14 protein-coding genes and 1 pseudogene are annotated in these 15,123 nt (G+C 46.1%); 5 read left to right on the forward strand and 10 right to left on the reverse strand.

Annotation, left to right across the window (positions count from 1 at the left end; genetic code table 11):
• Positions 1-77: 77 nt before the first annotated feature.
• Positions 78-1,100 (forward strand): porphobilinogen synthase, encoded by a 1,023-nt coding sequence (gene hemB / locus I2494_RS09805; RefSeq protein WP_218466666.1) that lies wholly within the window; start codon positions 78-80, stop codon positions 1,098-1,100.
• A 144-nt stretch (positions 1,101-1,244) separates the two neighbouring features.
• Here hemB and rfaH read toward each other — a convergent pair whose 3' ends face one another.
• The gene (gene rfaH, locus I2494_RS09810; protein ID WP_218466667.1) at positions 1,245-1,736 is read right to left on the reverse strand and encodes a transcription/translation regulatory transformer protein RfaH; all 492 of its coding nucleotides are present in this window, start codon (positions 1,734-1,736) and stop codon (positions 1,245-1,247) included.
• A gap of 215 nt (positions 1,737-1,951) precedes the next feature.
• On the opposite strand from rfaH, the gene pepE reads away from it, so the two are divergent.
• The 4 genes from pepE to I2494_RS09830 all read left to right on the forward strand — a co-directional run bounded on the left by pepE (position 1,952) and on the right by I2494_RS09830 (position 5,945).
• Positions 1,952-2,677, forward strand: coding sequence for a dipeptidase PepE (pepE, locus tag I2494_RS09815; RefSeq protein WP_218466668.1), 726 nt, complete (start codon positions 1,952-1,954; stop codon positions 2,675-2,677).
• Positions 2,678-2,757: 80 nt separating this feature from the next.
• Positions 2,758-4,245, forward strand: a complete 1,488-nt coding sequence (gene ubiD / locus I2494_RS09820; RefSeq protein ID WP_130593233.1) for a 4-hydroxy-3-polyprenylbenzoate decarboxylase — start codon at positions 2,758-2,760, stop codon at positions 4,243-4,245.
• Positions 4,246-4,299: 54 nt separating this feature from the next.
• Positions 4,300-5,001, forward strand: a complete 702-nt coding sequence (fre, locus tag I2494_RS09825; RefSeq protein ID WP_218466669.1) for an NAD(P)H-flavin reductase — start codon at positions 4,300-4,302, stop codon at positions 4,999-5,001.
• A 155-nt stretch (positions 5,002-5,156) separates the two neighbouring features.
• Complete coding sequence (locus I2494_RS09830) at positions 5,157-5,945, forward strand: tyrosine-protein phosphatase (protein ID WP_218466670.1); 789 nt, start codon at positions 5,157-5,159, stop codon at positions 5,943-5,945.
• Between the two features lie 175 nt (positions 5,946-6,120).
• Here the strand turns inward: I2494_RS09830 and I2494_RS09835 are convergent.
• The 9 genes and pseudogenes from I2494_RS09835 to I2494_RS09875 all read right to left on the reverse strand — a co-directional run bounded on the left by I2494_RS09835 (position 6,121) and on the right by I2494_RS09875 (position 15,067).
• A pseudogene (locus tag I2494_RS09835) lies at positions 6,121-6,821 on the reverse strand (nucleoside/nucleotide kinase family protein).
• Positions 6,818-7,327, reverse strand: coding sequence for an MltR family transcriptional regulator (locus tag I2494_RS09840; RefSeq protein WP_218466671.1), 510 nt, complete (start codon positions 7,325-7,327; stop codon positions 6,818-6,820). Before I2494_RS09840 ends, I2494_RS09835 begins: the two are co-directional and overlap by 4 nt.
• A gap of 18 nt (positions 7,328-7,345) precedes the next feature.
• Complete coding sequence (gene glpX / locus I2494_RS09845; protein ID WP_218466672.1) at positions 7,346-8,314, reverse strand: class II fructose-bisphosphatase; 969 nt, start codon at positions 8,312-8,314, stop codon at positions 7,346-7,348.
• Entirely contained in the window at positions 8,311-9,588 is a 1,278-nt protein-coding gene (locus I2494_RS09850; RefSeq protein WP_218466673.1) for a zinc-binding dehydrogenase, read from the reverse strand. Before I2494_RS09850 ends, glpX begins: the two co-directional genes overlap by 4 nt.
• Before the next feature lie 13 nt (positions 9,589-9,601).
• Complete coding sequence (locus I2494_RS09855; protein WP_218466674.1) at positions 9,602-10,990, reverse strand: PTS mannitol transporter subunit IICB; 1,389 nt, start codon at positions 10,988-10,990, stop codon at positions 9,602-9,604.
• Positions 10,991-11,016: 26 nt separating this feature from the next.
• On the reverse strand, positions 11,017-11,460 hold the full coding sequence (gene cmtB / locus I2494_RS09860) for a PTS mannitol transporter subunit IIA (RefSeq protein ID WP_218466675.1): 444 nt from the start codon (positions 11,458-11,460) through the stop codon (positions 11,017-11,019).
• A 649-nt stretch (positions 11,461-12,109) separates the two neighbouring features.
• Entirely contained in the window at positions 12,110-13,222 is a 1,113-nt protein-coding gene (gene asd, locus I2494_RS09865) for an aspartate-semialdehyde dehydrogenase (protein ID WP_130593230.1), read from the reverse strand.
• A gap of 189 nt (positions 13,223-13,411) precedes the next feature.
• The gene (rhtB, locus tag I2494_RS09870) at positions 13,412-14,038 is read right to left on the reverse strand and encodes a homoserine/homoserine lactone efflux protein (RefSeq protein WP_218466676.1); all 627 of its coding nucleotides are present in this window, start codon (positions 14,036-14,038) and stop codon (positions 13,412-13,414) included.
• Between the two features lie 153 nt (positions 14,039-14,191).
• Positions 14,192-15,067: a glycerophosphodiester phosphodiesterase family protein gene (locus tag I2494_RS09875; RefSeq protein ID WP_218466677.1), complete on the reverse strand. Its 876-nt coding sequence runs from the start codon at positions 15,065-15,067 to the stop codon at positions 14,192-14,194.
• Positions 15,068-15,123: the final 56 nt, after the last annotated feature.

Genomic DNA, 15,123 nt, shown 5'->3' on the forward strand with positions numbered 1-15,123 from the left:
GAGAGCAGCGTATGATAAATAATGAAAAACTGGTGGGTGTTGATTCCCCGCAGAGTTAAGAATTGAGGAGAACTTTTGTGAGCTATATTATTCCGAGTGCTTTCCCTGAGCGTCGACTGCGCCGCGTACGTTGCCATGACTTTAGTCGTCGTCTGGTGTCTGAAAATCAGTTAACGGTTAACGATTTGATCTATCCGGTATTTATTATGGAGGGGGAGAACCAGCGTCAGGAAGTTCCTTCCATGCCGGGTGTTAGCCGTATGACCGTTGATTTGTTGGTGAAAGAGGCTGAAGAGCTGGCTAAATTGGGCATTCCGGTTCTGTCTCTGTTTCCTGTGATTGAATCAAATTTGAAAAGCTTGTATGCAGAAGAGGCCTACAACCCACAAGGTCTGGTTCCACGCGCAATACGTGCGTTAAAACAGGCGGTACCGGAGCTGGGTATCCTGACGGATGTCGCTCTCGATCCTTATACAGTACACGGTCAGGATGGCATCATTGATGACAATGGTTATGTAATTAATGATATTACTAAAGAGATCCTGATTCGTCAGGCAATGTGCCATGCTGAAGCCGGAGCTGATATTGTTGCTCCAAGCGATATGATGGATGGTCGTATTGGTGCTATACGCCATCAGTTAGAAGTTCAGAGCTTTGTGAATACCCAAATTATGGCTTATTCAGCCAAGTATGCTTCATGTTATTACGGACCATTCCGTGATGCAGTGGGTTCCAGCGGCAACCTGAAAGGCGGTAATAAGAAAACTTATCAGATGGATCCGGCGAACAGTAATGAGGCGCTACAGGAAGTGGCTCAGGATCTGCAAGAGGGCGCAGATATGGTGATGGTGAAACCTGGTATGCCATATCTGGATGTAGTGCGTCGGGTTAAAGATACCTTCGGTGTACCAACGTTTGCTTATCAGGTGTCAGGTGAATACGCTATGCATATGGCCGCATTCCAGAATGGTTGGTTACAAGAGAAACCGGCAGTAATGGAGTCGTTGTTGTGTTTTAAACGTGCGGGAGCGGATGGCGTTTTAACCTATTTTGCTAAACGCGTAGCTCAGTGGCTACATGAAGACGCTATGCAACGCTAAAAATAATTGGTAAAGCGTCGGGCTATTAGCCCGACGTGCGCTAAAACTGAGATAATGGTTGTTCCGGCCGATATTCGCTCATTGTATTTACGGCCGGAATATTCACAGAAATTAAAATAGCTGAGTTGGTTAACTACTTAAATATCAATCCCGCTTCTCAAACTGGGAATTACTTATCTTATGTTCAACTTTCTGGTTAATAAGATTTAACAACAAGATAGAGCGTGCTTCACCGTCAGGTTCTGCATAAATAGCTTCCAACCCTTCAAATATCCCTTCAGTAATAACAACGGTATCACCACTTTTGGGCTGTGTCGGGTCGCTTAATTGTGGTTTAGGCTGAGTCATCAGGTTTTTTATCAGGCTAAAGGGCACTGTTACCGGGTATTTACCAAAACGAATAAAGTGACTAACGCCACGAGTAGCGCTGATAGTTGTGGTATGAACTCTTTCCGGATCCAGTTCAATAAACAAATAGTTTGGAAACAGCGGTTCATCCACCAATGTTTTTTTACCCCGAACGATTTTTTCTATCTGATACATAGGGCTAAAACTGGGCACCTGCTGCCTTTCAAGATGCTCTTGCGCGCGCACCAATTGACCACGCTTACAATAAAGTAAATACCATGATTCCATGAGCTAATTCACCAAAGAAAAATACCGCTTAAGCATAGCAAAAGAGTAGGATAATAGACATAAGGTTCAGTGTGATGGTCGATTAATCCAGCGATAAATACTATGCTGGCTTAATACATTGATGACAGTTTCAAACTAAATGGAAAACGATCACAGTAAAGGCGTGTGTTTTCCTGTATAAATAGAGAGTTAATAACTAAACAGAGGTGTTTTTTATGGAACTGATATTGTTAAGTAATGGTAAGACATCCGGCGACGAAGAGTTACTGGGTTACGCTAAAAAACAAATTTTAGCGGTGCTGGAACGCAGGAAGGTCGCCAAAGCAATATTAATTCCTTATGCCCTGATTCGTAGTGATTATGATGCACGCGCGCGTGATCTGGAAAGCAGCTTAGGTATTTCCGTCACCAGCATTCACCACTTTGATAAGCCAGCCGAAGCCATTGCTCAGGCAGAATGCATTATTGTTAGTGGTGGTAACACATGGATGTTGAATCAGATGTTGCATGAGAAAGATTTAATTGTGCCAATTCAACGTGCAGTTCGTGAGCGTGAAGTTCCTTATATTGGCTGGAGTGCTGGTTGTAACGTGGCTTGCCCGTCTATCAGAACCACTAACGATATGCCAGTACGCAGCAGCGTAGTGTTACCATCATTAGGTCTGTTTCCGGTGCAAATTAACCCACACTATATTGATGCTCATCTGAGTGGTCATATGGGTGAAACTCGTGATGAGCGTATTGCTGAGTTTTGTGCGGTAAACCAGACGGAGTCCGTAGTGGCACTGCGTGAAGGCAGCCTGCTGCAAATCTCCGGAACGAAACTTCGCTATTACAGCGCCAAAGAACAGGGTTTCAAAATTTTCCGTCACGGGCAGGAAACCACAGAACATTTTGATACCGCAGCACTCAGCGAACTGGTTCCATTTACCTGCTGTTAATGGCTAAAAGTAAGTATAATGGCGGCGAAGTGAAGGAAACCTTTCTATAATGACATCTTAACTGGTCTGTAAATAAAACTATGAAATACCGAGATCTGCGCGAGTTCCTCGATTTGCTGGAGAAGCAAGGGGAATTAAAACGTATTACACAACCGATTGATCCCTATCTTGAGATGACAGAGATTGCCGATCGCACCTTGCGTGCCGGTGGCCCTGCACTATTGTTTGAAAATCCCAAGGGATATCAGACCCCTGTGCTATGTAACCTGTTTGGCACACCCAAGCGGGTGGCGATGGGAATGGGACAGGAGGATGTGAGTGCGCTGCGTGAAGTCGGTAAACTGTTGGCCTTCCTGAAGGAGCCTGAACCACCAAAAGGGTTTCGCGACCTGATGGATAAACTGCCACAGTTTAAACAGGTTTTAAATATGCCGACCAAACGGCTGGCCTCAGCACCTTGTCAGGAGCAGATCTGGCAGGGTGATGATGTTGACCTGAGCAAGCTGCCCATTATGCATTGCTGGCCAGAAGACGCTGCTCCGCTAATCACCTGGGGGCTGACGGTGACCCGAGGCCCTCACAAAGAGCGCCAGAATCTGGGCATTTATCGCCAGCAGGTGCTGGGTAAAAATAAAGTGATTATGCGCTGGCTCTCTCATCGGGGCGGTGCCTTAGATTATCAGGAATGGTGCCAGCAGCATCCCGGTGAACGTTTTCCGGTTGCAGTGGCATTAGGTGCCGATCCTGCCACTATTCTGGCGGCGGTAACGCCGGTGCCGGACACACTCTCTGAATACGCCTTTGCCGGGTTACTGCGTGGTTATAAAACCGATGTGGTGAAGTGTGTATCCAACGACTTAGAAGTGCCGGCCAGTGCTGAAATTGTGCTGGAAGGTTATATCGAGCCAGGGGAAATGGCACCTGAAGGGCCATATGGAGATCACACCGGTTATTACAATGAAGTGGATAGCTTCCCGGTGTTTACTGTAACTCATATTACTCGCCGGGCTGATGCCATATACCATTCAACCTATACCGGTCGTCCACCGGATGAGCCAGCGGTGATGGGGTTGGCGCTGAATGAAGTTTTTGTGCCAATTCTGCAAAAGCAGTTCCCGGAAATTGTTGATTTCTACCTGCCTCCTGAAGGTTGCTCTTATCGAATGGCCGTAGTGACCATGAAGAAGCAATATGCCGGTCATGCCAAGCGCGTGATGATGGGCGTTTGGTCTTTTCTGCGGCAGTTTATGTATACCAAGTTTGTCATTGTCTGTGATGATGACATTAATGCCAGAGACTGGAATGATGTGATTTGGGCAATTACCACCAGAATGGATCCGGCGCGCGATACCGTATTAATGGAAAACACGCCAATCGATTATCTGGATTTTGCCTCACCGGTTTCAGGGTTAGGTTCCAAGATGGGTATGGATGCCACCAACAAGTGGCCAGGAGAGACGCAGCGTGAATGGGGAAGACCAATTACGATGGACCCTGCCGTGCGTTCTCGTGTTGATGCCATCTGGGATGAGCTGGCAATATTTGAAGATGGCAAAACGCCTCGTTAACTGTCGCATTAACTTAGCGATAGCTGGAATTTAATGACTCTGTAGAGGGAGTACATGGCTATATTGAATTGTAAGGTTGCCTCAGTGGAGTCCATCACTGATACGGTATTTCGCGTGTGTTTAGTCCCCGATTTACCGGTTTCATTTCAGGCCGGTCAGTATTTGATGGTGGTGATGGATGAGCGTGATAAGCGCCCGTTTTCCATGGCGTCGACTCCCATGGAGAGCGAATCTATTGAGTTGCATATCGGCGCTTCCGAACTCAATCTGTATGCTATGGCAGTGATGGATCGTTTGTTGAAGGAAGAGACAATTTCTGTTGATATTCCTCACGGTGAGGCATGGCTACGCACGGATTCTCAGCGTCCAATTCTGCTGATTGCCGGTGGTACCGGATTCTCTTATGTGAACTCTATCTTAATGACCGTACTGGCCCAACAGCCGGAACGTCAGATAGCTCTGTACTGGGGCGGTCGTGAAGAGGCGCATTTATATGACCTTGGCCGTCTTGAAGCGCTGACCGTTCAGTATCCCAACCTGAGCGTTATCTCCGTAGTAGAACAACCAGAACCTGAATGGCGCGGGCGTAGCGGAACCGTACTCACTGCCGTACTGGCTGATTTCGGTTCATTGGCTGAGCATGATATCTATATCGCCGGGCGCTTTGAAATGGTCAAGATTGCCAGGGAACGGTTCTGCAATGAGCGTGGCGCGGACGAAACCCGCATGTTTGGTGACGCCTTCTCGTTTATCTGAGAATCTATCTACTTATCAGGCTATGACGTATCGGATATAGATAAAAGCGATCGCGTCATAGCCACCAACTTCACTCCTCAGCCATTTATCCGGTGCTAATTTGAGCATCGAAACAGATCATTAATACTACTGATAGCCGAATTGAAGAGGGATCCATGACTACTATCAATATTTTGCATTCATCACTGCTACCGCTACAGGGCGGCATTAATTTTCGCGATCAGGGTGGAAATCAGGTCAAAGACGGACGTAAAGTGAAATCTGGTTTGTTGCTGCGTGCCGGCTCTCTGGATCGACTAACCGCGGATGATTGCCGCTATCTTAGCCAAATGCCACTGACCCAGATTATTGACTACCGTGACGCTGATGAAGTGCAAACCCGTCCCGATGTACTGTGGCAGGGTGTTGATTATGAAAATATTCCGGCTAATCCTTTATCCGATGATGTAAATGCTAACTTTGGTAAGCTGACGGATGAGTCACTGGCATCGTTTAATGCGGTTGATTTTATGACCCGCCTGTATAACCAACTGCCTTTTAATAATCGGGCTTACCGTTATCTGACTCAGGTGATGCAGCAGCCAGGTTCTGGTGCTTTAGTACAGCATTGCGCGGTGGGTAAGGATCGCACTGGTATTGGTTCTGCTATCGTGTTGCTCACGCTGGGTGCAGATCGCAATACGGTTATTGAAGACTATATGCTGACGGAAACGACGCTGGCGCCTTATCGCAGAGAGATTTTAAGTCATATGACTGAACATCTGAACGAACAGCATGGTATTGATAGCCTGAGCTATGTAATGTCAGCCAAAGAGAGCTTTATTGGCACCGCGCTGCAGGCTATCGACCAGCGTTATGGCAATACCGATAACTGGCTGGAGCAGGAATTTGGTTTAACGCCAGAAGTTCGGGCGAAGGTTCAGGATAAGTATTTAGAAGGCTAATAAGCCTGAAATCCTGAAATTGTCATTATGATAATTTCAAGTTGGCGGCAGGTTTTGAATTTATTAGCATTTAGAAAGAAACTGACCCCTTGTACTGCTGCTTATGGGGTCAGTTCAACGTCATGATACCTTTTGGTGTTTTGAATAAACCAGGCGTCATTGGATGAGATTGATTTCAGACGATACGGTATTCACCATCAGCATTCATTGAAAGCGTAATATCAGCAGGCCTGCTCTCCTGCAGTACCCTGACACATCAGTACGCAGATAAAATGCATTTGCCTCATCGATGCTTAGTCCTCCTGCACATTTTCTTGCAATTAACCGTTCGCGCAGTGTTTCTGCCGGTGCCTGAATAAATACGGATACATCGCAAAAAGGTTGCAGGGTTCGCCAGTTAGCATCATTCAGTAACAGCCAGTTCCCCTCTACAATCACAACCGGTGCGGTAACCGTAATGGCATGTTCAACCGGGTCATGAAGTTTTCTGTCATATTGAGGCCAGGTACCGTTATGGGTAGCAATAAGCTCAAGGTTTTCGGCTAATTTTTTAACATGAAATGTTTCAGGACTGCCTTTGAAAGGTCGCATTCCCCGCTCATCAAGCCAATGATTATAATGATGAAAACCATCCATCGGCAGTGTCTGAATCTCGGGTAGATGGGGGTTCTGACGCGCTAAATATTCCCAGAAGGCAGTGAGTGTGGACTTTCCGGTACCCGGCGGAGCACTTAGAAAAATGATTTTTCTCTTTCCCTGCGGAGTATTTTCTAAGTCTGTAAGGCGTTGCAGCAGAGGCAGGTGGACATCAGTAATTTCTTGCTCGTTATATTGTGCTTCAACCATCAATCCATTGATAGGCAACTTAATCTTCATGGTGTCAGTTCCTTTAAAATTCCCGTTACTGCCAGTATGAGTGCCGTTTTAATCATGCCTTTAAAGCGAACTTCTGACCAGACAGAAAAATCAGCAAATTTCATCGATTTTAATGCACTGAACATAGTGGCATTGTCGGTGATGATATTGGCGTTGCTAATAAAGTCCCAACATATATCATCGGTAAAATCAGGCGAGCGCTCCTGCTCCCGTAAATAGTGTCCAAACTGAGAAAAGTGAGTGATATCTGAATATAACCACTTGTCCATTTTCCCCAGGGCATAAATCAGTCGGAGTGCTACATCAATATCATCCAGCGGACCACTGCGGGCAAGTAACGGTTTTACTGCATATTCCATAATTTCTTGATCGTTGTTGACGAATAGCGAAGGTAAAAATTGTTTTACGCCAATCAGCAATAACTCATTTGCTGTTGTTATAAACGAGCGCAGATCTGCTTGCGCATCGAGTTGCTCCAACACATCATCTTCAGTTAACACCGTCATTCATCTCTCAATAAATCATCAGGAATGGACGGAGTTTACCATATTACATGTCCGGTCCGCGCCACAGATGAGCAGCGTTTGAGTGCGTAACCCGCATGCCTGTTGTTGTATCCCACTAAGAAGGTCTCCTCCTGTAACGCCGGTGGCGCAGAATAGAATGTCGTCGCTGGTAACCAGTTCGTTAAGCATATAAACCCGATTAATATCGACTCCCATTTCTGCACATCGGGTTCTTTCATTTTCTGCGATGCGCCGGTTTTCGGTTGATTCACCTTTAGCCTGACAAAAATCGATGAGCTCAGCCTGCATGTCACCGTTAAAGGCTTTAACCGCGCAGGCTGATATCACACCTTCTGGCGCGCCGCCAATGGTATACATCACATCAAACTGATTATCCTGCTGACAGGTCAACACGCTGGCGGCGACATCCCCATCCGGAAGGGCATAAACTTTAACCCCTAAACGGGACGCTTCTTCTATCGCTGGTTGTAAGCGTGGCTTATCCAGCGTCACCATGCGCAACGTATCAAGAGATTTATTGAGTGCCTTAGCGATATTGCGTAAGTTATCTTCCAGTGATAGTGAAAGGTTAATCGCCCCTGCAGCCTTCTGATTAACCACCAGTTTTCTCATATACATATCAGGGGCATGAAACATACTGCCACGCGGAGAGAACGCCATGACTGCCAGAGCGTTACTCTGGCCCATAGCCACCATTCGCGTACCTTCAATGGGATCAACCGCAATATCTACCTCTGGCCCGGCGCCGCTCCCCACTTCTTCACCAATCCACAGCATTGGGGCTTTATCTATCTCACCTTCACCAATAACGATACGCCCCCGCATTGGAATATTATTGAGCGCTTGTCGCATGGCCGTAACCGCAAGCCCGTCTATGATATTTTTGTCGCCGCATCCGACCTTTGGCCAGGCGGCAAGTGCCGCCTGTTCCGTTGTGCGCACCAACGACCAGACTAGTGGCCTCATTCAACACCTCCCCCGATATCAACGCCGAACTGTGCCAGCAGATATTGCTCCGCTTTTTCGTTCCAGATACCGTGAGTTTCTTCCACCAGCCGCGCCAGCTCTTTGAACAGAGGATCGGTTTTTCCTTTTTCAGCGAAATCAGCGATGGCGGTCAGCGGCATTGTTACGCCGTTATAGATAAGTTTTTTACCGCCAGGAATGTTCGGCAGATTGAGTACCGTGTGCGGTACGGCGTCAAGGCCGCCAATATGAGTCACCATAAATGATGGCTGTAACTGACCGGTAGCACTGAGGGCAATGGCTTCTTTCATATCATCGGTGGAGCCACCCGAGGTGCCGACAACATGAGTGCTGTTGTAGTGCACATTGTAGAAGTTAAATGGGATCTTAAAGTTCTTATCTGTTGGGCCGGCAAAGAAGTTCAGACAACCATCTTCTGCCAGTAATTCATCAGCCATTTCCACAACGGAAGGTACAGCGGCATAAACAAACACATCGTCAAATCCTTCCCCATTGGTTAGCGCCCGCAGGGATTCGACAGGATTGGTCATACCGGTCGTATTGACATAAATCAGCTCGATGCCTTTTTCAGCGGCAAGCTCAACCGGCAGAAGCTTTTTAGCCTGAGCCAGACGTGTTTCATCAATATCCACCACAACCACTCGAGCAGGCTGAATATTTCCATTAATGGCGTAATCAATTGCACCAATCCCCATGGGGCCTGCGCAGGCGAGCAGTGCCAGATTACCGCCGGTTTTGATCCCCATACGATGTTCGTAAACATAGGGGGTGGTGTGGTAATTGGCATTATAGGCACCGATAATGCAGCACATTGGCTCAGCCAGTGAAGCTGCCGCAAAATATGAACCCTGATAAGGTAAAACACATCCCAGGTTTATCGCGACTTCCGGAATAATCATATAGGTCGCGTTGCCACCAAAATACTCATAGCTATACCCGGCAGAGTAACCAGAAGGAAGGCCCATCGCGGGTTGTAACACAAAGCGCTGTCCTTTCTTATATTTATCCCGGAGGTTTTTTCCTACCTCAACAATGACGCCGGCACATTCGTGACCGGTAATTGCCGGGTGGTTTTCTAAATCGTCCGGAACACGTTTATGCTCACTGCCGAGTGAGGCCGCTTTCCACGTCGACAGGCAAACGCTATCAGATATCACACTCACCAATAATTCATTATCGGTAATTTCCGGTAATTCAAACTCACGCAAACGAACATCTTGTTTGCCATAGATAGCAGCGACTTTAGTTTTCATAATGGCCTCAATATTAGCGTTTAGATTCGGTGATAAGTGTTTCATACAGGTCGTTTAATTTTGGATCGCCAATATAGTTATTGATTAAAATTAATGGCTTATCACTTACCAGCTTTACCCGCCCTTCAAGATTTGCGTGAGTCACGATGATGTCTGTATCCGTAGGGACATTTTCAATCGCGTAGTGTTTAACATCGATATTAAGGCCCGCTTTTTCTAATCGTTTACGGAAGGTGGTCGCTCCCATAGCACTGGACCCCATGCCGGCATCACATACGAAAGCAATACGCTGAATTTGAGGCATGGACAGCGTGCCTTCTTGTTTCATTGTTTTGACGGCATTGGCTGATTTTTCAAAATCATCTTCGTTTTCAACGGCAACATTTTTTTCCATTTTCAGAATCAACGAGGTGATAGCAAAAGAAACAACGGCTCCAACGGTTACTCCCGCAATCGTTGCAAAGAATGACCCTTTCGGCGTTAACGCCAGATAAGCGAAGATGGAGCCAGGGCTTGGGCCGGCAACCAGACCACCGCCGAGTAAGTTGAAGGTATAGATACCAGACATGCCACCGGCAATCATTGCTATCAGGGTCAACGGTTTCATCAGGACATACGGGAAGTACAGTTCATGAATACCACCGAGGAAATGAATGATCATTGCACCGGGTGCAGACTTTTTGCTCATTCCTTTACCAAAGACAGCGAATCCGAGTAGTAGTCCCAAACCAGGCCCTGGGTTTGATGCAACCATGAAGAAGATAGATTTTCCGGCCTCAGAGGCTTGTTGCATGCCAAGTGGATAATAAACACCCTGATCGATGGCATTGTTCAGGAAGAGGATTTTGGCTGGCTCATTAATCAGTGAGAGCAAAGGTAGATACCCGGTCTGTACCAATGCTTCGATACCCTGTTTTACGAAATTGTTAGCGACAAGAACCGCCGGGCCAATAACTTCATATCCTAAAAGGCAAAGAAGCATACCGGCAATGCCAAGAGAGAAGTTATTGATAACCATCTCAAAACCAGCAGGAATGCGTTTCTCCAGAAAACGATCTATATGTTTGATGATCCATCCGCCTAAAGGGCCGATGATCATGGCACCGATAAACATGGGGATATTTGCACCAACGATGACACCCATGGTACCAATACCTCCCATGACGGCCCCTCGCTTACCGCTGACCAGAAGACCACCCGTTGAACCAATCATTATCGGGAGTAAATAGGTCACCATCGGGCCAACGATTTCGGCGAATTTTTCGTTAGGCATCCAGCCAGTAGGTATAAATAGTGCAGTAATAAAACCCCAGGCAATGAATGCACCAATATTAGGGATGACCATTGCAGTCAAAAATCCCCCAAAAGCCTGGACTTTTGCGCGAGCAGACTTATTTTCCATGTTATTTTCCTATAGGGAGGGCGATGCTAGACGCGAGATATAATGTCTGTGAGTTGCTGTTCTGTGCTGGCTTCCAGAAGCGCACTTAAATGCTCATCTTCACACAGTAATTCACTGAGTGACTGAATAGCACCAATATGGGCGTTCGAATCTGAAGCGGCCAGACCAATCAGTAAACGTACAGGTTCATTATTCTCACCAAAATGAACTTCGTTTTTTAATAATGTTAATGACAGCCCTGTTTTTAAGGCTCCACATTCTGGTCTTGCATGGGGAAGCGCCACGCCGGGAACGAGAATGTAATACGGACCATTATTTTCTGTGGATTCTTTGATTGCCTTAACATAATCCTCATTCACAATTCCGTGTCTTAATAGCGGATCCATGCAAAAATCAATGGCTTCTTGCCATGAGCTTGCTGCGTTTTTAACTGAAATCGATGCTTCCGGGAAAAAGTCGATTAATCGCATAGGTATCTCTCATTTTATTTTTTAGGGTATGTGACGCTTCTGAAAGGAAAATACGCGACCGTTTTAGTGAATGCAATGCAGGGAAAATCGGTTATTTTTGAATTTGAGTTTATTTTTTAAATAATAAAAATCAAATAGTTGAAAATTTTGAGGGAGAAATAATGGCAGTAATTGTGATGGGAGTCACAATTATTTGAGTTAATTGAATTTGATTATTTGTGATAATTATCACATTAAGGCTATTGCGTTAATTGATTTTTGTGATTTAACGCATGCATTTTTTATTAACAATATGATTTTTATAAGTAATTATTAATTTAATGCCAAGTCGATGGATAACAAAATGGCGATTATATGGTGACTAATAATTATAAAACAATAAGTTAGTTATGTAATCTGTCTCGTTGTGGTATTTGGCTTCAAACCTACAGAGCGTTCACAATATCTCTTTTCCATTATTCGATCTGGCTTTCATCCATGATTTGTTTGATCAAAATGTATTTTAGGGTGTGATTGACGAAAATCAGGTATCAGATAACAGGAAGGGACATCACTTTTGATATCAGTGAGTTGATAGAGGGTTCGATATGGCTACTTGTATAAAATCAAACCCCTTTCCGGCAAAAACCGAAAAGGGGAAGTAATATAATCAGGCCTGTTGCAGTAAAATACGCAGCATACGGCGCAGCGGCTCTGCTGCACCCCATAACAGCTGGTCACCTACGGTGAAGGCTGACAGATACTCAGGCCCCATATTCAACTTACGCAGACGACCTACCGGAGTAGAAAGCGTACCGGTCACTGCCGCTGGTGTCAGCTCTCGCATGGAAAGCTCCCGGTCGTTTGGTACTACTTTCACCCATTGGTTATGTTCTGCCAGCATGCTTTCAATATCCGCCAGAGGAACATCTTTTTTCATCTTCAGGGTAAATGCCTGACTGTGACAGCGCAGAGCACCAATACGAACGCACAAGCCATCTACCGGAATGACGGAGCCGGTGTTCAGAATTTTGTTGGTTTCGGCCTGACCTTTCCACTCTTCACGGCTCTGGCCGTTTTCTAACTGCTTATCAATCCATGGGATTAAGCTACCGGCCAATGGTACACCGAAGTTATCGACAGGTAATACGCCGTTGCGCATTTCTGCCGTTACTTTACGTTCGATATCCAGAATAGCAGACGCCGGATCCTGTAGCTCTTTGGCAACGGTGGCGTGCAGCATGCCCATTTGGGTCAACAGTTCACGCATATGACGAGCGCCGCCGCCGGATGCTGCCTGATAGGTGGCAACGGAAGCCCACTCCACCAGATTATTAGCAAACAGGCCACCCAGCGCCATCAGCATCAGGCTAACGGTACAGTTACCGCCAACAAACGTTTTGATGCCTTGATTCAGACCCTGATGGATCACCTGATGGTTCACCGGATCGAGAATAATAATGGCATCATCTTTCATGCGCAGGGTTGAAGCTGCATCAATCCAGTAGCCATTCCAACCGGTAGCGCGCAGCTTAGGATAAATGTCACTGGTATAGTCACCACCCTGACAGGTGATAATAATATCCAATGCGCGTAACGCGTCGATATCATTGGCATCCTGCAGCGTACCGCTTTGACCGGTGAAGGTGGGTGCTGCCTGACCAGTTTGTGAAGTGGAGAAAAATACCGGGCGGATAGCATCAAAATCACGTTCTTCTATCATGCGTTGCATCAGAACGGAACCGACCATGCCGCGCCAGCCAACAAAACCGACGTTTTTCATATTAGCAATCCTAACTTTGCAGTAATCAATGTGAGAGTGTCTTTGCCGCGTTACTTTTTACTGAATTATCGTGAGCGGACCCCTTCAACCTTACAAAATGTATCGGAGCGCGCAAGTAAAATAATTCGATATAGAAAAATTATTCAGCAGTAAAACTTATAATCCAATAATAATCGTGCCCATAGCCCGTTAACTATTACTTCGTCGGGCGAACAGTAACAGGGCGCCAACCATCATAAACAGCGTACCAAACAGGCGGTTAAGCAATTTCATTTGGTGAGGCTGACGTAACCATTTGGCGACGTGAGTGGCCAGTGTGGCATAACCTGCCATGACGACGACATCCACAGCAATGCTGGTTACACCCAGAATCAGGTACTGCATGCCCTGTGGCTGGTGGGGAATGATAAATTGTGGGAACAGGGCAGCTAAAAATACGATGCTCTTAGGGTTGGTCAAATTGACCAATACGGCACGTTTAAAAAGCCCACTGCTTGGTAATGCTTTAGATACCGCATTTAAATCGATGGCTCCGGCGGTACGCCACTGCTGAATTCCCAGCCAGATAAGATAACCGGCTCCCAGCCATTTCAACATCTCAAAGGCTATTGCCGATTGAGACAGCAGCGTCCCCAGACCGATGCCAACCAGCACAATATGTACCGCTAACCCAACCTGTAAGCCAGCAATCGCGGGAATTGTACCGCGAAACCCGTAGGTGGTTCCGGTACTCATGGTATTAATCGCCCCAGGGCCAGGAGAAAGGCTGAGGATAATGGTTGTTATCAGATAGGTTAACCACCACTCGAAAGTCACAATAGATCACCATCAGTGCGCCGCCGCACAAGAAAAATACAGGGATCAGATAGTTTTATCTGATGTTTTGCCATAAGTCACTAGGAGGGGGAAATTAATCAGCAAACATATCGAGACTGACCATTTAGCCAGTCTCATGTTGGATAATGGGAGTTACGACTTTCGTTGTTTCAATATGGATTTAAATTTAGCCGGGGAATTTACCATTACACCGTCTGCTTTTAGCTTAACGGCCTGCTGATAATCCTGTTCGTTATTAATACCAAAGAAAATGATGTGTGCATTTCCCTGCGAGCGGAAACATTTCATAGCTTCTTCATCCCAGGTCAGCGTTGCTTTTGAGCGCCCTTCCCCTAAAGTGAAAGATTCGACTACTTCCACATCTCGCTTGAGCTCCAGCCCATACCAGCGCGGCTGCTTATCTTTAGCATTGATGTTACAGGTATGGCTAAGAGAAATATTGGCCAGTAAAGATCGGGTCTCATCACGAGTTTCAAAACGAGGTATCTCTGCTGGCAGGGCCGCCAGATATTTCGCCTCGGTAGAGTAAACGCGAATGCGTTTTAGCGAATTATTTTTGTTGAGCACATCGCTTAATGCTTTCGCTAATACTGTCGGCTCCGCATCCGGAGATTTGATATCAAGGTAGAAGAAAGTATCAGGATATTGCTTCAACACTTCTTCTAACGAAGGAATATGAATACCTTTTCCCCTGAAAGGATGGTCGTTGTCACCAAAGTTCCAACCGGCATCCACATTGGCAAGCTCTTTTTGGCTATAGTCAGAAACTTTGCCTGTTTTATCGGTGAGTTTTTCCAGTGCTGAAGGACGGTACAGAACAGGTATCTGGTCTTTACTTAACTGCAAAGTTATCCAGATAGCATTAGCACCATTTTTAAGTGAGCTATCTATAGCCACTAACGTGTTCTCTGGGGCGTCATCAGTACCTGCTCTGTGGGCAATAATCTGAGGGGCAGCCAGAGTGGAAAACGAACAACATAGTAAGGCAATGGTCAGTCGTTCTTTCATATTTGTCTCCGCCAAAAAATAACAATTATTGATAACAGTAATCATTGTGACTATTT

Origin of the sequence: Limnobaculum allomyrinae, assembly GCF_016649425.1 — a bacterium.
Taxonomy (GTDB): Bacteria; Pseudomonadota; Gammaproteobacteria; order Enterobacterales; family Enterobacteriaceae; genus Limnobaculum; species Limnobaculum allomyrinae.